Source organism: Streptomyces lacrimifluminis (assembly GCF_014646095.1).
Lineage (GTDB): Bacteria > Actinomycetota > Actinomycetes > Streptomycetales > Streptomycetaceae > Streptomyces > Streptomyces lacrimifluminis.
Genome location: NZ_BMMU01000002.1, coordinates 26,937 through 45,723, shown reverse-complemented (window position 1 = coordinate 45,723; position 18,787 = coordinate 26,937). Strand labels below are relative to the sequence as shown.

Genomic DNA, 18,787 nt, shown 5'->3' with positions numbered 1-18,787 from the left:
CTTCTGGGCCCTGATGAGGGAGAGCAGCCATGACGGTCACTCGCAGATCGGTGTTGGTCGCCGGTACGTCCGGCCCCGCGGCCGGAGTCCTGCTGGGCACCGCGGCCGACGCGCGGGCCGCCACCGGAAGGGCCGGCCGCCGAACCGTCCCGCTGCGGGACGGCTGGCGCTTCGCGCTGGTCAACCCGGGCGGGATCAGCGACCCCACGGGCGCCTACGCGAACGCCCCGGACCCCGCCTACGACGACTCGGCGTGGCGGACGGTCGCCGTGCCCCACGACTGGAGCATCGAGCTCACCCCGACCACCGACAACGGCACCACCAGCGGCACCGGGTTCTTCCCCGGCGGCCTCGGCTGGTACCGCCTCGCCTTCACGCTCCCGCCCGCGCTCGCGGGCAAGCGGATCTCGGTGGAGTTCGACGGCGTCTACATGGACTCGTACATCCACTGCAACGGCACGGAGGTCGGCCGCCACCCCTACGGCTACTCCGGGTTCGCATGCGATCTCACCGGCCTCGTGCACACCGACGGCACCACCGAGAACGTGCTCGCGGTCAAAGTGCAGAACCGGCTGCCCAGCAGCCGCTGGTACTCGGGCAGCGGTATCTACCGCGAGGCCCGCCTGGTCGTCACCGAACCGGTGCACGTGGAGCGCTGGGGTACGTATGTCACCACCCCGGAGATCACCGGGGAGCGTGCCCTCGTCCGGGTGCGGACCTCCGTGGTGAACGCGTCGGGCACCGCCGCCGAGGTCGAGGTCGTTTCCCGGATTGTCGATCCCGGAGGCCGTACGGTCGCCCGTACGGCCTCCACGGTCAACGTCACCGACCGGTTGCCCGAGACCCATGAACTCAGCGTCCCCGAGCCGAAGTTGTGGGATATCGCGGCCCCGCACCGCTACACCCTGAAGACCGAACTGCGCGTCGGCGGTACGACCGTCGACACCTACCGCACCACCTTCGGCGTCCGTAGCTTCCGCTTCGATCCGGACGAGGGCTTCCAGCTCAACGGCGTCCATCACAAGATCAAGGGAGTCGACCTCCACCACGATCTGGGTGCCCTCGGGGCGGCCGTCAGCATCGACGCGGTCCGCCGGCAGATGACCATCATGAAGTCGATGGGCGTCAACGCCTTCCGCACCTCCCACAACCCGCCCTCGCCGGAGATGATCCAGGTCTGCGAGGAACTGGGCATCGTGATGCTGGTGGAGGCCTTCGACTGCTGGCGCAGCCCCAAGAACCGCTACGACTACGGCCGGTTCTTCGACGAGTGGTGCGAGCGGGACGTCACCGAGATGGTGCTCGCGGCCCGCAACTCGCCCGCCGTGCTGCTGTGGTCGATCGGCAACGAGATCACCGACTCAACCCAGACCGCCGGCCTCGCCATGGCCGACCGGATCATCGGCGCGATCAGTGCGGCCGACGACACCCGCCCGCTCGTCATCGGCTCCGACAAGTACCGCACCCCGCCCGCCAAGGGCTCCGCGGCCGATCTGATGCTGGCCAAGCTCGACGGCCTCGGCCTCAACTACAACACCGCGGCCTCGGTGGACGCCCTGCACGCGCGCTATCCCCACCTGTTCCTGTTCGAGTCGGAGTCCTCCTCCGAGACCTCCACGCGGGCCACCTACCAGGAGCCGGAACACCTCAACACCGGTGAGAACCACACCCCTGGCCGGCGCGCGGTCTCGTCGTACGACAACAACCTCGCCTCCTGGACGATGAGCGGTGAGTACGGCCTGAAGAAGGACCGGGACCGCAAGTGGTTCGCGGGCGAGTTCCTGTGGTCGGGCATCGACTACATCGGCGAGCCGACCCCGTACGACGTGTTCCCGGTGAAGGCGTCCTTCTTCGGCGCGGTCGACACGGCGGGCTTCCCCAAGGACATGTACCACCTGTTTCGCAGTCAGTGGACGAGCGAGCCCATGGTCCATCTGCTCCCGATGACCTGGAACCACGAACCGGGTGACACGGTCGAGGTCTGGGCCTACGCCAACGTCGACACGGTGGAACTGTTCCTCAACGGAAAGCCGCTCGGCACAAGGCGGTTCGACACGAAGAAGACGGTCGACGGTCGCGCCTACCTGGAGACCACGGAGGCCACCGGCGACGACAAGACGGTCACCTCTGGCCCCTGGCCCGGCAGTTACACCAGCCCGAACGGCAGCGCGGGCAAGCTCCACCTGACCTGGCATGTGCCGTACGAGCCAGGCGAGTTGAAGGCGGTGGCCCGGCAGAACGGCCGGGTCGTGGCGACGGACGTCCTGCGGACGGCGGGCCCGGCGCACGCGATACGCCTCACCGCGGATCGCACGTCCCTCGCGGCCGACGGCCGTTCGCTGTGCTTCGTGACCGCCGACGTCGTCGACGCCCGGGGTGTGGTCGTGCCCGGAGCCGAGCACCTGCTCGCCTTCGAGGCCGACGGCGGCTCCCTGGCCGGTCTCGACAACGGGCGCGAGGAGAGTGCCGAGCGCTATCAGGCGAGCACCCGAACCGCCTTCCACGGCAAGGCGCTTGCCGTCGTCCGGGCGGGCACGGCGGCCGGTCGGCTGAAGGTCACGGCCCGGTCGGCGGGGTTGCGCGCGGGCACGGTCGTGGTCCGTACGACGCCCGCCCACGACGAGGCGCTGACCCCGGCCGCGCTCTTCACGCCCGACCCGGGTCCGGGAGCCCCCGCCTACCCCCGGGCGGACGCCAGTTACTCCGGACGCCCGGACACCCTGCCCGCCGCGATGCTCGACGGTGCGCCGGGCACCGGCTGGTCCAACGGGTTCTACAAGTCGCCGACCGCGCTGCTGCCCGCGTTCAGCGGCGCCCGCGCCGAGGACTGGGTCTCGGTCGACTGGGGGCGGGCCCGCGACTTCACCCGTGTCGAGGTCGCCTTCACGGTGGACGCGGCACACAGCCAGCCCGCGTCGGTCGCGGTGTCGGTGCGGGACGGCGGCCGGTACGTGCGGGTGCCGGACGCGACCGTCCAGTGGGCCGACGGCTCCGACGCGCTCACCGTGATCTCCTTCGCGGCGGTACGGGGCACCGGGCTGCGCCTGGACCTGACGAGCCGACACCCGGGGGAGGAGCGGGGCGCGGTGCGGATCAGTCGTCTGGAGGCACCGGCAGGCTGATTTTCGTCCCCGCCGCTCTTACCCGTCCGGTCCCTGTGGGCTGCGCCCCCAGACCCCCGCTTTCGGCCCTGAAAGGGCCTCGTCCTCAATCGCCGGACGGGCTGGAAATGCCGGCCCGTTCTGCTATTTCAGCCTCTCCGGCGTTTGAGGAGCGGCAGTTCGGGGGGCAGCGCCCCCGAGGATGGGACGGGTAAGGGCGGCGGGGGCGAGCACCACGTACCTGAGCCCAGTACGGTCCGCACCGTTGACGCGCCGTACGACCTCGCACAACATGGCGACGTCCGCATCTGGGAGCGCTCCCACGGCAAGCGCCGGTCTTCCGGCAGCCGCGCCCCCACCCTCACCCGAGGAGCTCCAGACGTGAAACGACGCAGAACGACCCTGTTCACGGTGACAGCCCTCCTGGCGGCTGCACTCACCGCCCTCCCCGCCGGCCCGGCAGGTGCCGAGGAGATCGAACAGGTCAAGAACGGCACCTTCGACACCACCACCGCCCCCTGGTGGACGACCAGCAACGTCACCGCCGGCCTCGCCGACGGAGGCCTCTGCGCGGACGTACCCGGGGGCACCACCAACCGCTGGGACGCCGCCGTCGGCCAGAACGACATCACCCTCGTCAAGGGCGAGTCGTACCGCTTCACCTTCAAGGCGGTGGGCACGCCCGCAGGACACGTCGTCCGCGCGATCGTCGGCCTGTCGGTGTCCCCGTACGACACCTACTTCGAGGTCAGTCCCCAGCTGAGCGTGTCGGGCGACGCCTACACGTACACGTTCACCGCACCCGCGGACACAGCCCAGGGCCAGGTCGGTTTCCAGCTCGGCGGCAGCGCCGACCCCTTCCGGTTCTGCATGGACGACGTGTCGCTGGTGGGCGGGGTACCGCCCGAGGTGTACGAACCCGACACCGGACCCCGGGTGCGGGTCAACCAGGTCGCCTATCTGCCCGCGGGGCCGAAGAACGCCACGCTGGTCACCGATGCCACGCAGCCCCTGCCCTGGCAGCTGAAGAAGGCCGACGGGAAGACGGTGGCCCACGGCAGAACCGTGCCGCGCGGCACCGACGCCTCCTCCGGGCAGAACGTCCACTCGATCGACTTCGGCTCCTACCGCAAGCGCGTCACCGGTCTCACGCTGGTCGCCGACGGTGAGACGAGCCGTCCCTTCGACATCGACGCGAGCGCCTACGACCGGCTGCGGCGGGACTCGCTGAAGTACTACTACACGCAGCGCAGCGGCACCGCGATCCGCGACGATCTGCGCCCCGGCTACGCCCGCCCCGCCGGCCATGTCGACGTGGCGCCGAACCAGGGCGACTCCGCCGTGCCGTGCCAGCCGGGCGTGTGCGACTACACCCTCGACGTCACCGGCGGCTGGTACGACGCCGGCGATCACGGCAAGTACGTCGTCAACGGCGGTATCTCCACGTGGGAGCTGCTGAGCACGTACGAGCGCGCCCTGCACGCCCGTACGGGGCAGCGGGACAAGCTCGGTGACGGCACGCTCGCCATCCCGGAGAGCGGCAACAAGGTGCCGGACGTCCTGGACGAGGCCCGCTGGGAGCTGGACTTCCTGCTGAGGATGCAGGTGCCCGACGGGCAGCCGCTGGCCGGTATGGCGCACCACAAGATGCACGACGAACGGTGGACCGGGCTGCCGCTGCTGCCCAGCGACGACCCGCAGAAGCGCGAGCTGCATCCGCCGACCACCGAGGCCACCCTGAACCTGGCGGCCACGGCGGCGCAGGCGGCCCGGCTGTACCGGCCCTACGACCGCGCGTTCGCCACGCGTGCCCTCGCCGTGGCGCGCAAGGCCTGGACGGCAGCCCTCGCCCACCCCGAGGTCCACGCCGACCCGAACGACGCGACCGGTGGCGGTGCCTACAACGACACCGACGCGCGGGACGAGTTCTACTGGGCCGCCGCCGAGCTGTATCTCACCACCGGTGAGAAGGCGTTCGAGCGGTACATCCTGAACTCGCCGATCCACACGGCCGACATCTTCGTGCCCCTCGGCTTCGACTGGGCCAGGACCGCCGCGGCCGGCCGACTCGACCTGGCGACCGTCCCGAACCGGCTGCCCGGCCGGGACAAGGTCCGCCAGTCCGTGCTCAAGGGCGCCGACCGCTATCTGACCACGCTGGCTGCACAGCCGTACGGCATGCCCTACGCCCCCGACGCCAACGTGTACGACTGGGGTTCCAACGCCCAGATCCTCAACAACGCCGTTGTCGTCGCCACCGCGTACGACATCAGCGGCGCCTCCAAGTACCGGGACGGCGCGCTCCAGAGCATGGACTACCTCTTCGGCCGCAACGCGCTGAACATGTCGTACGTGACGGGTTACGGCGAGGTCAACTCGCATCAGCAGCACAGCCGTTGGTACGCCAAGCAGCTCGACCCGAGCCTGCCCGGCCCGCCGGACGGCACGCTCTCCGGAGGCCCCAACTCGAGCATCCAGGACCCCTACGCACAGAGCAAACTCCAGGGCTGCGTCGGCCAGTTCTGCTACATCGACGACATCCAGTCCTGGTCGACGAACGAACACACGATCAACTGGAACGCGGCCCTGGCCCGGATGGCGTCCTTCGTGGCCGACCAGGGTTAGCCGGACTGTTCCTCGCCCCCTCGGTACCTCTGCCTTACCCGTCTGACCTGGTGATATTTACGGGTAAGTACCGGCGCGGTACCGTGGGGGCATGCCAGCTCTCAACGTGGAGTTCAGTGACCGCGAGCTAGAGGACCTGCGGCAGATAGCCAAGGAGCGCGGTACGTCGATGAAGGCCCTCGTGCGTGAGGCGGCGGCGGCAGACATCGCCCGCCACCGGGCCCTGCAGGAGGGCGCGGAGGCGTTCCGGCGGTTCTTCGCGGCCCACGCCGACGAGTTCGCCGCCGCGTTCCCCGAGGACGAACCGGTCGCGCCGGGCCGGGGACGGGCCGCCTGACCGATGGCTTCCGTCATCCATATCGACGTGCCGTGGCTGCTCCAGCGCCACGAAGAGGTTCTGCCGGACCAGCCCACGGTCAACGACTTCTCCGCACTGGTGGCCGCCGTGGCTCGCCACCGGGTCGACCCGCCGCGCCTCGGCGTGGACTCCGACCCGGCCTGGCGGGCCGCCGCGCTGCTGCACACCCTCGCGCTGCTCAAGCCGCTGCCGTCGGCCAACGCCCGCTTCGCCTGTGCCACCGCCGTGGCGTACATGTTCGTCAGCGATGTCGGCATCGATCCGCCCTACGGCGCCCTCGTCGACCTCGCCCGCGATCTGATCTCGGGAAAGGTCGACGTCTACGCCGCGGCCGACCGGCTGCGCTCCTGGCAGATCTGAACCGATCCGGGCAGCGCGGCCCGGAGGTCGGGCTGGGCCCGCCCTCGGGGCCGCCGACCGAGGGCGGGAGGAACGGGGTCGGCGGCCGTTTCGCGCGGGAGAGCCGCCTTTCCGCGCGGGGCCTTCGAGAAGGGCCGCTTCCAGTGGACTGCACCGCCGCACGCGCCGGGAGCGTGCGTGGGGCACCGGCGCGTGCGAGCGATTCACACGGGGCGCGGAGAAAGCGTCGAAGGAAGGCACGAGCGTCGGAAGTTTCCGCTGTTGCTGACTTTTCTTCAATGAATGGATGTCGCCCAGGTGCCTTGTTGGCCATGAGTGACTTGTGCAAAGGTGAACTACCTGTGCAGGGGGAGTGGCCGGACGCGATTCGCCGGTGGTGATCCGATGGTGGTCCAGCGCCATGGTCGGGACCGGGGGCGGGGGACGCAAAGCCGTCGGTCCTCGCGCTTCGCGGCTCGTCCGAGTCGTTTCCCCGGAGCCTCTGCGAGTCGTCCGTGTGTGGGAAGGAAACCGCTCAGTGCCCCACTCCCGCCCCCCGCGTCCGTCCTACCCCCCGTACTCCGGTGGGGTGCAGGGGGAATCGGACGAGAGTCTCGCCGCCCAGCTCAGAGGCAGGCCGGAGGGCGAGACCGGTCCGGCTGTCGCCCTGCTGACGGCGCGGCACTGGCAGGCGACCCACGAGTACGCGGCCATCTGCCTCGCCACCTCGGCCCGGACCGCCTCCATGGTCACCGCCGCCGCCTTCCACCAGGTACTGGAGCGGGTGATGCGGGCCGAGTCGGCCGTCGCGCTGCGCCCCCGGTTCCTCGTGGCCGTGCGTGACACCGTCAGGGACTGGTCGGCCGACGACCGCATATCCGATGTGCTGCCGGACCTGATGAAACCGGCGGGCGGTCGCGGAATGCGCGCGGCGAAGTCCATGACGGCGGAGAACCGAAAGCTCGCGGAGCGTTCGTTCCAGACCCTTCCCGGACTGGCCCAGTGTCTGCTGTGGCACATAGAGGTCGAGGCCGAGCCGATGAATGTCCCCGCCGCCCTTCTTGGCATGGACACGAATATGGCGGCGGCGTCGCTGGAGCAGGCCCGTGAACAATTCCGCGAGGGTTGTGTACGCGCCCACCGGGAACTCGCGCCGTCCAAGGAATGCCGGTTCTACAACCGTCTCCTCGACGTGCCCATCCGGCGCGGCGGCGCGCTGCTGCCCGATGTCCAGCAGCACCTGCTGGAGTGCCGCTACTGCCGTTACGCCGCCGAGCAGTTGAGCCACTTCGAGGGCGGACTCGGCACGTTGCTCGCCGAGGCGGTGCTCGGCTGGGGCGCCCGGCGCTATCTCGACTCGCGCCCGGGGCGCGGTCAGGGCGGCACGCAGGCGCGGGGCCGTGCCCGGCACCGCAGCGGTGGCGAGGGCGGCGGCGGCCGGGAGGCCCGCCTGGGGCGTCTGCTCGCACGGATTCCTTCCCCGCGCCGCCCGGTCACGGGCGGAACCCGCGACCGGAGAACCCTGCTCACCAGCGTGGGCCTGGCATCGATAGTCGTCCTCGCGGTCGTACTCGGCAGCGGACTGTGGCCGAAGGACGGCAGCGGTGCCGACCCGACCGCCTCCTCCAGCGCGACCGGCGGACGCGGCGTGCGACCCGACGCCTCGCCGACCCCGCCCGCGGTGTCCTCCTCGCCGCCCGCGACGGGCAACAGCCCGACAGGCACCCGGCAGACCCGGCTGCGCAACGTCACCGCCGACCGCTGCCTCGACGTCCGGGGCGGCAGGGCCACGGCCGGCGCCGTCGTCAGGCTGGGGTCCTGCTCGACCGCGTGGACCCAGATGTGGACGTACGAGGACGACGGCCTGTTGCGCAGTGTCGCCAACCCCGAGCTGTGCCTGGACTCGCATGCCGACGCCGGTGTCGTCATCCTCGGCCGCTGTGCCGCCGCGTCCGCCGAGCGAGGTGACGACGTCCGCTACGACCTCACCGCGCGGGGTGAGTTGCTGCCCCGCTGGGAGGAGGGCCTCGCCGTCGCCCCCGCCTCCGACGACCCGGACACGGACGTGGTCGTGAAGGTCCGAGACGGCTCCGCGGACCAACGCTGGCTCACAGACAGGGGCACCGCCAGCCCCGAGTCCCTGTCGATAGGCGGCCCCCCGGGCAGGGCGGCCCAGGTCGAGGCGGACCGGAGGTAGCGGTCCGCCCGTCCCGGCCGACGCCCGTTCCCGCGCGGCTCGATGAACACATGAGGTCGCCCGGGAGTCCGTACGGAGCCGAACCGGAATGTTTCAGGCCGATTAAAAAAGCAGGTGGATCCAGCCACTCGGTCGTCCCGAGCGATCAACGGCCGCCCAGTTACGGGCTTCACGCGTTCGAATAACGTAACTTCGCGCCACTGATTCAATACGCAAGGTTACCGAAACGCGTGGGGTCGAGATGAGTTTCGGCGCCGGACTCGGCAGACTCACGCTCGCCGATCCGGCCCGACCGGCCGGGATCGAGCACCCATGCGGACCGTTGGACCTTCGATTCGCATCGTCGAACTGAGCGGAAGGATGCACACAATGCCGAACACCGCGCGCTGGGCAGCGACTCTGACCCTGACGGCCACCGCCGTCTGCGCCCCCCTCTCCGGGGCTGCCGTCGCCGCCCCGGGCTCCGCCCCCGCCGGGCTCTACGCACCCTCGGCCCTGGTGCTGACCACGGGGCACGGTGATGCGGCGGCTGCCGTCACCCCCGAGCGTGCCGTCACCCTGTCCTGTGCTCCGACGGCCTCGGGCACGCACCCGGCGGCGTCCCAGGCCTGCGCCGAACTCCGCGCTGCCGACGGGGACTTCGACCTGCTGGCGCCGAAGGGTGACGTGAAGTGCACCAAGCAGTACGACCCCGTTGTCGTCACCGTCGAGGGTGTGTGGCAGGGCCAGCGGGTCGCCTATGAGCGGACTTTCGCGAACGAGTGCGTGAAGAACACCTACGGGACGGCCGTCTTCACGTTCTAGAGACCGGGGTCGCGCGCTTCCGTGAGCAATACGGGGCGCACGCGGATGGGGAGTGCGAGCCCTGTGTCGCGGGATACCGCGCGACCTCGCAGCAGGGCCGGTCGGTGGTGTGGGGCCACCGGCCGGCCCATTCCGTGTGTACGGAGAGACGGAACGGTTTCCTTACTCCGGCTCCGACTCCGACTCCGACCCCGGGATGCGGGCGAGGGGCGGGAACCGGTGGAGCAGACGCGCGGCGCGCAGCAGACGGTGCAGCCGGGGCGCGTCGGAGACCACGCGCAGCCGTCCGCCGCGCTCGCGGGCCCGGGTGTCGGCCCGGCACAGTTCGCGCAGGCCGGAGCAGTCGAAGAAGCCGACGTGCCGGAGGTCGACCAGGGCGTCGGGGCCGGCCCGGGAGGTCGCGGCGTCGAGATGCTCGGCCAGGAAACCCGCGGTCGCGAGATCGATCTCGCCGGAGACCTCGACCACGGTGAACAGCCCGCTCGTGTACGTACGGGCATACGGGTTGGCCGTCGGCGGCAGGGCTCCGGACGAGTCCGAGGCCGTGCGCTCGGGCGGCCCGGGGGTGCGGTCTTCGGCTTCCGGTGTCATGGCTGCTCCACCTCGGCGGGGGCGCATTCGATCTCGGTAGCTACCCCGCCTGGGGCCGGACCATCCCCGACACGCCGCACGCAAGATCTAGTTCACTCGACAAGGTGAATTATGGCTGTACTTATTGACATTCCATGCACTGTGCACCCATCCCGGGGTGGCGTGACAGCCGGAGGGGCCGCCGTCTCCCTGCGGACGGCGGCCCCTCGGCCTCGGCGAGCCGGGTGGGTCACATGTGGACGACCGGTGCGGCGTTCTCGTCCTGGACCGGGACGCCGGGGCGGTACAGCAGGAAGGTGATCAGGGCGCCCGCGGCGAAGAAGCCCGCCGACCACCAGAAGGCGGTGGTGTAGCTCTCGATCGTCGACTGGGCCTGGACCAGCTTGTCGGCCGCGTTCCGGCCCGACAGGTAAGTGGTCGCGGCGCTCGCGGCGAGCGTGCTCAGCAGTGCCGTGCCGATCGAACCGCCCACCTGCTGCATGGTGTTGACCGTTGCGGAGGCCACTCCCGCGTCCTCGGCGCCGATCCCGCTGGTGGCCAGCTGCATCGCGGGCGGCATGATGGCGCCCATGCCCGCGCCGATCACCAGCAGTTGCGGGAGCACGGCGGTGCTGAAGGACGAGCCGACGCCGATACCCGTCAGCCAGGCCATGCCGACCGCACCGAGGGCGAAGCCCGCCGGGATGATGATTTTGGGCCCGAAGCGGGGCACGAGCATGGTGGTGGACACCTGGGCCGCGACCATCAGGGCGGCCATCATCGGCATGAAGGCCAGGCCGGTCTTGGTCGGGCTGAAGCCGAGGTTCAGCTGCAGGTAGTAGGTGAGGAAGAGGAAGACGCCGAACATCGCCGCGCCGGAGATGAGCACCGTGAGGAACGAGGCCGCGCGGTCACGGTCCAGCAGGACGCGCATCGGCAGCAGCGGGTGCTTGGCGCGGGTCTGCCACCGGGCGAACGCCGCGAGGAGCAGTACGCCCGCCGTCAGGAAGCCCCAGGTCTGCGGCGAACTCCAGTCGTGCGTCTCGGCGTTGGAGAAGCCGTAGACGACGGAGAAGAGGCCGGTGGAGACCAGCACCGTGCCCGGCACGTCGATCTTGGAGTTGGCGGCGTCACGGTGGTTGCTCAGCAGCATCCAGCCGCCCACGAAGGCGACGACGGCGAAGATCACGTTCACGTACAGCGTCCAGCGCCAGTCGAGCGCGTCGGTCAGCAGACCGCCGAGCAGCAGGCCCACGGCGCCGCCGGCGCCGGCGATGGCGCCGTACACGCTGAACGCGCGGGCACGCTCACGCGCGTCGGTGAAGGTCGTGTTGAGGAGCGAGAGGGCGGCGGGCGCGAGCAGCGCGCCGAAGACGCCCTGGAGTGCCCGGGCGATGACGAGCATCTCGAAGCCGTTGGCGGCGCCGCCGAGGACGGAGGCGCCGGCGAATCCGGCGACGCCGATGAGGAAGGCGGGCTTGCGGCCGAACAGGTCGGCGATCCGGCCGCCGAGCAGCAGCAGGGAGGCGAATGCCAGCGCGTACGCGGTGACGACCCACTGCCGGCTGCCGTCGGAGAAGCCGAGGTCGGCCTGTGCGGAGGGGAGCGCGATGTTCACGATGGTGGCGTCGAGGACGACCATCAACTGCGCTATGCCGATGATCGCGAGGATCCACCACCGCTTCGCGTTCGGCGCGGCGGACCCCTTGTCCGTGTCGTGCGTGACGCCCTTCGGGGCGTCATCGGTGAGGGATTGCGGCATGTGAGCACACTCCAGGGAGGGTCGCCCGTGGCGCGGGGCGACGAGTGGTGACGGAAAGCGAAGGAGACCGGAGGTTACGAGCATGTAAACGAAACGGTTTCGTACTCTCGACCACTTGAGATTAGACCACTTCCATCGAAACGGCAAAGTATCGAAACGGTAAAGTGTCGTTAGTGACCGGGTGTGGGCGTGCCCAGCGGCAGGCTGAAGAGGGCGTCCACCTGGCCTTTCCTACGCCAGCTGCCGTCGCACCAGTTCGTGCAGCCGTCCGCCCCTGTCCGCCAGCAGGTCAGCCGGGGGACCCTGCTGGGCGACCTTGCCGTCCTCCATCACGATCACCCGGTCCGCGTCCAGCACCGTGGACAGACGGTGGGCGATCACGATCCGGGTGGCGTTCAGCGCGCGGGTGCTCTCGATGACCGTGCGCTGCGTCTCGTTGTCCAGGGCGCTGGTCGCCTCGTCGAAGAAGAGGATGCGCGGCCTGCGGATCAGCGCCTGCGCGATCATCAGCCGCTGTCGCTGGCCGCCGGAGATCGCGCCACTGCCCTGGACGATGGTGTGCAGGCCCATCGGCATCCGCCTGATGTCCTCGGCCAGGCCCGCCATCTCGGCGGCGGCCATCGCCTCCTCCGGTGTGTACGGCTCGGTGCCGCAGATGACGTCCAGGATCGAGCCCGTCATCGGCTGGGCGTGCTGGAGGACGACACCGCACTGACGGCGTACGGCCGACTGGTCGAGGGCGCCCAGGTCCTGGCCGTCGTACAGCACACTGCCCGCGACCGGTCTGTCGAAGCCGATCAGCAGGCGCAGCAGCGTCGACTTGCCGCAGCCGCTGGGGCCGACGATCGCCACGAACTCGCCCGCCCGCACCTGGAAGGACACGTCGTCCAGGACGAGCGGGCCGTCGTCCGCGTAGCGGAAGGAAAGGCGGCGGGCCTCGATCGCGCCGGTCAGCACGCCCGGCCGGGTGCTCGCGACGCGGACCTCCGGGCTCGCCTCCAGCACCGGCTTGATCTCCTCGTACAGCGGGAGCGCGGCCACGCCGGAGACGAAGGCGCCGGTCAGCTGGGTGACCGAGGTCAGGAGCATCGTCACCGAGGTGTTGAAGGTGAGGAAGGCCGCCGCGGACATCTCACCGCGTGCCGGACCCGCGAGCAGCATGAACATCAGCAGGGTGCAGACCGGCAGGTACACCGCCCCCAGCACGGTGGTGAGGTTCTTGATGCGGCCGACTCTCTGCTGCAGCTCGCGGCTGCGCGCGAACTCGCCCGCCCAGGCCGCGTAGGCGTAGTTCTCGGCCGCCGCGACCCGCAGCTTGGGCAGACCGCGCAGGGTCTGGAAGGCCTGGTTGTTCAGCTTGTTGGAGAGCACGATGAGCCGCCGCTGCCAGCGCACCTGCCACAGCCCGAGCCCCAGGAACACGGCGGCGATCACCACGAGCATGCCGACGGCCGCCAGCGCCATCGGCACGCTGTACCAGAGGAGCAGGCCCAGGTTCATCGCCGCGACCGTGACCGACTGCGTGACGACGGGGGCAACTCCCGCCAGCAGCTTGCGAATCGCGCTGATGCCCATCGCCGCACTGGCCAGCTCGCCGGTCGAGCGCTCGGTGAAGAACTTCGTCGGCAGCCGCAACAGCCGGTCCCAGACGGCCGGTTGGAGCGTCGCCTCGATCCGGCCCTCCATCCGGAGCAGGGTGAGGTTCTGCAGCAGCGTGAACGCCGCCGCCACCACACTGCTGATCATCACCGCCAGACAGAACTGCACGATCAGCGTGGTCTGCGCCTTGGGCACGAACTCGCCGAGCACCTTGCCGGTGGCGACGGGCACCAACGCGCCGATGGCGATCGTCACCAGGCTGCTCAGCAGCAGGTTCACCACATCGCCCCGGCTGCCGCCCATGCTGAACCGGAGCAGTCGCAGCGGACTCATCCCGCGTTCGGGCAGCGGACGGTAGAACATCACCGCCCGCTCCTCGAACTCCGCCGCGTTCGCCTTCTCCACCGGTGTCTCGCGTCCCGAGGAGGGCTGTACGGCCACGTAGCCGCCGCGTCGCCACAGCAGCGCGACCGGTGCGCCCGACAGACTCCGATGGCCGATCAGCGGGCCGACGTTGTCGTGCCACCACCGCCCGTCGAGCCGGACGGCCCGGGTGCGGACGCGGGAGGCCAGCGCGATCCGTTCGACCGGGTCGAGACGCTCGCTCTCGGTGCCGCTCTGCGCGGGCTCGGCGAGCGTGATCCCGGCCGCCTCGGAGACGAGCTCGCAGGCCGCGTACGTGGCATCGGCGTCGGCAGTGGTCGTGCGCTTCGCCGCGGGCCTGCCGATCGACGCCAGCAGCGTCCGGTCGGCCTGGGCACGGACGGCCTCGCCCGCCCTGATACCGGCCGCCGTACGGGTCTCGTGGCCGCGTTCCAGCTGCTCGATCCACCGGTCGAGGGTGGCGAGCAGTCGGTACTGCTGGTCGACCATGCCCTGCCAGACCCCGGGGTCCATCAGCAGATCGGCGGCGGCCTCCGCCCCGTACAGCGACCCGTACTGCACGCTGCCCGGCGGGACCTGCATCCAGAACACGTCGTCGTCGGTCGGCGCGGCGGCCCGCTCCGAGGCCATCGGCGCCTGGAAGAGGACGGACAGCCCTCGTCCGACGCCCAGGGCGAGGGCGTACTCCAGCGGGCTGGTCGCCGGGGGCACGTACTGCGCGTTGCCGTACTCGTCGTACGACCAGGTCTCCGTGCCCGGCGACCGGTACAGCTCGCGCAGGCCGATGCGGTGGACCACGCAGTCGCGCACCGGGCGGGCGACCAGCGTGTGGTCCGGTCCGGTGACCGGGCCGAGCAGCAGGGCGCCCGCCTCCAGCCGGCCGATGTGATGCCACTGGCCCTGCTCCACGGCGTCCACCGCGTACAGGTCGAGCGCGCCGGACGCGACCAGCCACAGCACCTGCGGGCCTTCGAGGTCGAGACGGCCCTGCCCGGCCAGGTCGAAACGCGTCCCCATCTGCCCGAGCGCGCTCAGGACGACATCACCCTCGTGGACGGCTCTCATCTCATCGCTCCCTGACCAGCTCGGCGTACGCCCCGCCGGCCGCCACCAGGACGTCGTGCCGCCCGCGTTCCACGATCGTGCCGTGCTGGAGCACGACGATCTCGTCGCTGTCGCGCACGGTGGAGAGCCGGTGGGCGATCACCACACAGGCACAGCCGCGCTTGCGCAGGTTGTCGATCACCGTCTGCTCGGTCTCCGCGTCCAGCGCGCTGGTCACCTCGTCGAGGACGAGGATGCTGGGGTTGCGCACCAACGCCCTCGCGATCTCCAGGCGTTGGCGCTGGCCGCCGGAGAAGTTCCGTCCGTCCTGCTCGACCCGGCTGTGGATCCCGCCCGGCCGGCGTGTGATGACGTCGTACAGCGCCGCGTCCTCAAGGGCCGCCACCACCGACTCGTCCGGGATCGACGGGTCCCACAGCGCCACGTTGTCGCGGACGCTGCCCTCGAAGAGGAACACGTCCTGGTCGACGAAGGACACCGAGGCCGCCAGCGCGCCGCGCGGAATGTCCTCCAGACGCTGCCCGTCGATACGGATGACGCCCTCCCATGGCACGTACAGGCCCGAAATCAGCCTGGAGACAGTCGACTTGCCGCTGCCGGAGCCACCCACCAGCGCCACCTGCTGTCCCGGTCCGACGGTCAGGTCGAAGCCGGACAGCAGCGGCTTGTCGAGCGGGCTGTAGCCGAAGGTGATGTTCTGCAGCTCGACATGGCCGTGCAGCCGGCGCGTCGAGTCGCCACCGCCCGGACGGGCGTACAGCGGATCCGCCTGGAAGTTCTCGACGTCCTTGAGCCGGGCCACGTCCGCCGCGAAGTCCTGGATCCGGCCCGCCACACCGTTGAGCCGGGTGAGGGGGGCGGTGAAGCGTACGACCAGTGCCTGGAAGGCCACCAGCAGACCCACGGATATATGGCCCTCGACGGCCCGCATCCCGCCGATCCACAGGATCAGCGCGCTGTTCAGCGTCGCCAGCGTCGGAGCGACCACCCCCAGCCAGGCGCTCGGCACTCCCAGCCGCTGCTGCTCCTCCAGCGTGGTCGCGTGCTGCCCGGCCCACTTGCGGAAGTAGCCCTCCTCACCGCCGGTCGCCTTCATCGTCTCGATCAACTGGAGCCCGGAGTAGGCGGTGTTGGTCAACCGGGCGTTGTCCGCGCGCAGTTTCGCGGTACGGGTCGCGCGCAACCGGATCACCACCCGCATGGCCACGATGTTGAGCAACGCGACTCCGATGCCGACGGCCGTCAACTGCGGGTCGTACGTATAGAGGAGCACCGCGTACAGCACGACGACGACCGCGTCGACGCCGGCCGCCGCGAGGTCGCGGGCCAGCGTCTCGGACACCGCGTCGTTCGACTGGAGCCGCTGGACCAGGTCGGCCGGGCTGCGCTGGGAGAAGAAGGTGACCGGGAGGCGGAGCAGATGGCGCAGGAAGCGGGCGCTGCTCAGCGTCGAGGAGATCATGCGGCCGTGCAACAGGTTCGCCTGTTGCAGCCAGGTCAGCACGAGCGTCAGTGCCACGCACGCGCCCATCGACGTGAACAGCACCTCCAGCATCGAGGTCTGGCCACCGATCAGGAACGTGTCGATGTAGGTGCGGCTGAGCGCCGGCATCGCGGCGCCCACCGCCACCAGGAGCAGACTCGCCAGGATCGCGGCGGGCATCGTGCCCGAAGTACCGCGCAACCGGGCCGGCATGGCGCCCAGGACACCCGGCTTGCGTCCGCCCCGCTCGAAGTCCGGGCCCGGCTCCATGACGAGGACGACACCGGTGAAACCGGAGTCGAAGTCCTCCATCGGCACGAACCGACGCCCTTTGCCGGGGTCGTTGATGTACACCCCGCGCCGGCCGAAGCGGCGGCCCATGCCGTCGAGGACGACATAGTGGTTGAACTCCCAGAACAGGATCGCGGGCGCGTTCACCTCGGCGAGCGCGGCCGTGTCCATCTGCATGCCCTTGGCCGTCAGACCGTAACTCCGGGCCGCTTTGAGGAGGTTGCTCGCCCGCGAACCGTCCCGGGAGACACCGCAGGCGATGCGCAGCTCTTCGAGGGGGATGTGCCGCCCGAAGTGCCCGAGGACCATGGCGAGCGAGGCCGCGCCGCACTCCACGGCCTCCATCTGGAGAACCGTCGGCGTGCGTACGGACCTGCCGCTGCCCTTCGGGACCGAGCGTCCGGGCGGGGACGAGCGGCGCTTGGCCCGGGAGTTCTTCGCGGCACTCACGGCAGCAGCCAATCGACGGGACGCTGGTCGGTCAGCCGGATCGAGCCCGAGGCCAGGGTCATGGAGGTGAGCGCGAACGGCGGCCCCTCGGCGGAGGACCACCTGTAACCGCTCTTCGTGGCCGACGACCTGTCCAGCTTCACCAGGACGGCGACCGGCCGGCCATCCTTGGTGAACTGCTCGCCCAACTGGCTGTCACCGAGGAACGCGGCGATCTGCTGTTGCGTCTGGGCGGCCCGGTCCACCGACTCCACATGGCCGCGCAGTACCCCGTACTGCTGGGTGGGCGCGGTCTGGACGGTCAGGTCGACGGCCGCGTTCGCGGGAATCGTGGCGGCGCTCCCGGCCGGTACGTACACCGTCGCGTACAGCGGGTCGCTCGCGCGGGCGACCTTCTCGATGGCCGCGATGTTCGTGCCCGTGCCGACGATCTGGCCGATCGTGGCGGCGAGCGCGGTGAGCCGGCCCGCGGCGACCGAGCGGACGATCGACTCTCCGGAGGCCGTACGGACCTTCAGCACAGGGGAGTTGGCGGGCAGCCGGGTGCCCTCCTCGGCGAGGACAGCGGTGATCTGGCCCGAGACAGGGCTCTGCAGGACGTAACTGCCCTCCCCGTGCGTGAGGATGGCGGGCGCGCTGACCGTGGACGAGACGGATCCCGTGACCGCCCACACGGACGCGGCGGCCATGACAACGACCGTGACGGCGAGGACCAGCCAGCCCTGAGGGCGTGCGAAGCGCACCGGGAGGTCCAGCTCTTCGGCCGACTGAAGCTTGGCGAGGGCCTGTTGGCGGAACTGCACGGGCTTTCCTCACCTGCGTAAGAAGACCTGTAAGAACCTGAGAAGACCTGCCTGGAAGGGCCGGTGGTTTGTGACACCCGAGAGTCCCGGAACCGGGAAACGGTTCCGGGACTCAGCGGCGCAGGGCGTCGATCAGAGACCGGCGACCAGGCCGGTGACCGCACCGGTGTTCAGGCCGGTGAGGCCCTCGACCGTGCCGGTGACCGTGCCGACCAGCGGAAGCACGCCGGGGGCAGCGCTGTCCACCAGGTTCGTGACGGTGCCGACGGCGTTCAGGGACAGACCGCCGGAGACGGCGTCGAGAGCGGCGTCCGACAGCTCGGCGGTCTCAACCTGGGGGGTGGAGTTCATGATGGAACTTCCCTTCATAGGGGGATTTCACAAGGGGGGAGCGGCCCCCTCTGGGGACAGACGACGGCCGCGACCGCAGGGCCACCCAGGCTCGTTTCCGGAACCTCAGCGGCCCCTGCGATGCGATGGATCAAAGCACGGCCGCACAGCGCGCTTCCAATCAACCAACCGCCCCACCAGGGCATTTGAGTCCCCCGGGCGTCACACCGTGAGGGTGTGCGCACGCCGTGGCGGCGACTTCTTCACATGCCGCACGGCTTCGGTGCACTTCGGCCCTTGCGGCCGGGCGCGCACGTGGGTCATCGGTGCATGGCGGAATCGGACAGTCCGCCACCAATGGCGTGCCGTGTAACGAGGGGATGTGCGGAACCGTCGTATGCGGTGACCTGACTGAGTATTCGATGTGCAGATTCCCTGAAGCCGGGATTCGTATCGGTTTGACCGACACAACGCCATGAGGCGATTACGGAAAGTTCCTTTCTGTGCATTTCCTGTGGTCCGAAGCGGATCCATCGGGCGCGGGCGCCGTGCTTGCGCGGGCCGTGGCCACCGCCTCGATCAGGACATCCGATCCGGCCGCCGCGCACTGAAATGTCGTGGACCAC

General features: G+C 70.2%; 12 protein-coding genes. 6 read left to right on the top strand and 6 right to left on the bottom strand.

Annotated elements, in window-relative coordinates:
• The first annotated feature begins 29 nt into the window (after positions 1-29).
• From IEY89_RS03335 to IEY89_RS03310, 6 genes are all read left to right on the top strand, one after another.
• Positions 30-3,122 (top strand): glycoside hydrolase family 2 TIM barrel-domain containing protein, encoded by a 3,093-nt coding sequence (locus IEY89_RS03335; protein WP_189145735.1) that lies wholly within the window; start codon positions 30-32, stop codon positions 3,120-3,122.
• A 360-nt stretch (positions 3,123-3,482) separates the two neighbouring features.
• Positions 3,483-5,726 (top strand): glycoside hydrolase family 9 protein, encoded by a 2,244-nt coding sequence (locus tag IEY89_RS03330; protein WP_189145734.1) that lies wholly within the window; start codon positions 3,483-3,485, stop codon positions 5,724-5,726.
• A 91-nt stretch (positions 5,727-5,817) separates the two neighbouring features.
• Positions 5,818-6,063 (top strand): hypothetical protein, encoded by a 246-nt coding sequence (locus IEY89_RS03325; protein ID WP_189145733.1) that lies wholly within the window; start codon positions 5,818-5,820, stop codon positions 6,061-6,063.
• A gap of 3 nt (positions 6,064-6,066) precedes the next feature.
• Positions 6,067-6,444, top strand: a complete 378-nt coding sequence (locus IEY89_RS03320; RefSeq protein ID WP_189145732.1) for a toxin Doc — start codon at positions 6,067-6,069, stop codon at positions 6,442-6,444.
• Positions 6,445-6,961: 517 nt separating this feature from the next.
• A complete protein-coding gene (locus tag IEY89_RS03315) occupies positions 6,962-8,620 on the top strand; it encodes an RICIN domain-containing protein (RefSeq protein ID WP_189145731.1) in 1,659 nt (552 codons plus the stop codon).
• A gap of 369 nt (positions 8,621-8,989) precedes the next feature.
• Positions 8,990-9,424, top strand: coding sequence for a protease inhibitor (locus tag IEY89_RS03310; protein ID WP_189145730.1), 435 nt, complete (start codon positions 8,990-8,992; stop codon positions 9,422-9,424).
• 162 nt (positions 9,425-9,586) lie between these two features.
• Here IEY89_RS03310 and IEY89_RS03305 read toward each other — a convergent pair whose 3' ends face one another.
• From IEY89_RS03305 to IEY89_RS03280, 6 genes are all read right to left on the bottom strand, one after another.
• Positions 9,587-10,015: an STAS domain-containing protein gene (locus IEY89_RS03305; RefSeq protein ID WP_189145729.1), complete on the bottom strand. Its 429-nt coding sequence runs from the start codon at positions 10,013-10,015 to the stop codon at positions 9,587-9,589.
• Positions 10,016-10,244: 229 nt separating this feature from the next.
• Positions 10,245-11,756, bottom strand: coding sequence for an MFS transporter (locus IEY89_RS03300; RefSeq protein WP_189145728.1), 1,512 nt, complete (start codon positions 11,754-11,756; stop codon positions 10,245-10,247).
• A 231-nt stretch (positions 11,757-11,987) separates the two neighbouring features.
• Positions 11,988-14,804, bottom strand: coding sequence for an NHLP bacteriocin export ABC transporter permease/ATPase subunit (locus IEY89_RS03295; protein ID WP_189145727.1), 2,817 nt, complete (start codon positions 14,802-14,804; stop codon positions 11,988-11,990).
• A 1-nt stretch (position 14,805) separates the two neighbouring features.
• Positions 14,806-17,028, bottom strand: a complete 2,223-nt coding sequence (locus tag IEY89_RS03290) for an NHLP family bacteriocin export ABC transporter peptidase/permease/ATPase subunit (protein ID WP_189145726.1) — start codon at positions 17,026-17,028, stop codon at positions 14,806-14,808.
• Positions 17,025-17,831, bottom strand: coding sequence for an HlyD family efflux transporter periplasmic adaptor subunit (locus tag IEY89_RS03285; RefSeq protein WP_189145725.1), 807 nt, complete (start codon positions 17,829-17,831; stop codon positions 17,025-17,027). The genes IEY89_RS03290 and IEY89_RS03285 overlap by 4 nt, the downstream gene beginning before the upstream one ends.
• Positions 17,832-17,963: 132 nt before the next feature.
• The gene (locus tag IEY89_RS03280) at positions 17,964-18,182 is read right to left on the bottom strand and encodes a type A2 lantipeptide (protein WP_164413585.1); all 219 of its coding nucleotides are present in this window, start codon (positions 18,180-18,182) and stop codon (positions 17,964-17,966) included.
• Between the last annotated feature and the right edge of the window lie 605 nt (positions 18,183-18,787).

Coding starts and splice junctions, on each gene's coding strand:
- IEY89_RS03280 (WP_164413585.1), bottom strand. CDS start 18,182: ATGAACTCCACCCCCCAGGTTGAGACCGCCGAGCTGTCGGACGCCGCT.
- IEY89_RS03325 (WP_189145733.1), top strand. CDS start 5,818: ATGCCAGCTCTCAACGTGGAGTTCAGTGACCGCGAGCTAGAGGACCTG.
- IEY89_RS03305 (WP_189145729.1), bottom strand. CDS start 10,015: ATGACACCGGAAGCCGAAGACCGCACCCCCGGGCCGCCCGAGCGCACG.
- IEY89_RS03320 (WP_189145732.1), top strand. CDS start 6,067: ATGGCTTCCGTCATCCATATCGACGTGCCGTGGCTGCTCCAGCGCCAC.
- IEY89_RS03310 (WP_189145730.1), top strand. CDS start 8,990: ATGCCGAACACCGCGCGCTGGGCAGCGACTCTGACCCTGACGGCCACC.
- IEY89_RS03300 (WP_189145728.1), bottom strand. CDS start 11,756: ATGCCGCAATCCCTCACCGATGACGCCCCGAAGGGCGTCACGCACGAC.
- IEY89_RS03335 (WP_189145735.1), top strand. CDS start 30: ATGACGGTCACTCGCAGATCGGTGTTGGTCGCCGGTACGTCCGGCCCC.
- IEY89_RS03295 (WP_189145727.1), bottom strand. CDS start 14,804: ATGAGAGCCGTCCACGAGGGTGATGTCGTCCTGAGCGCGCTCGGGCAG.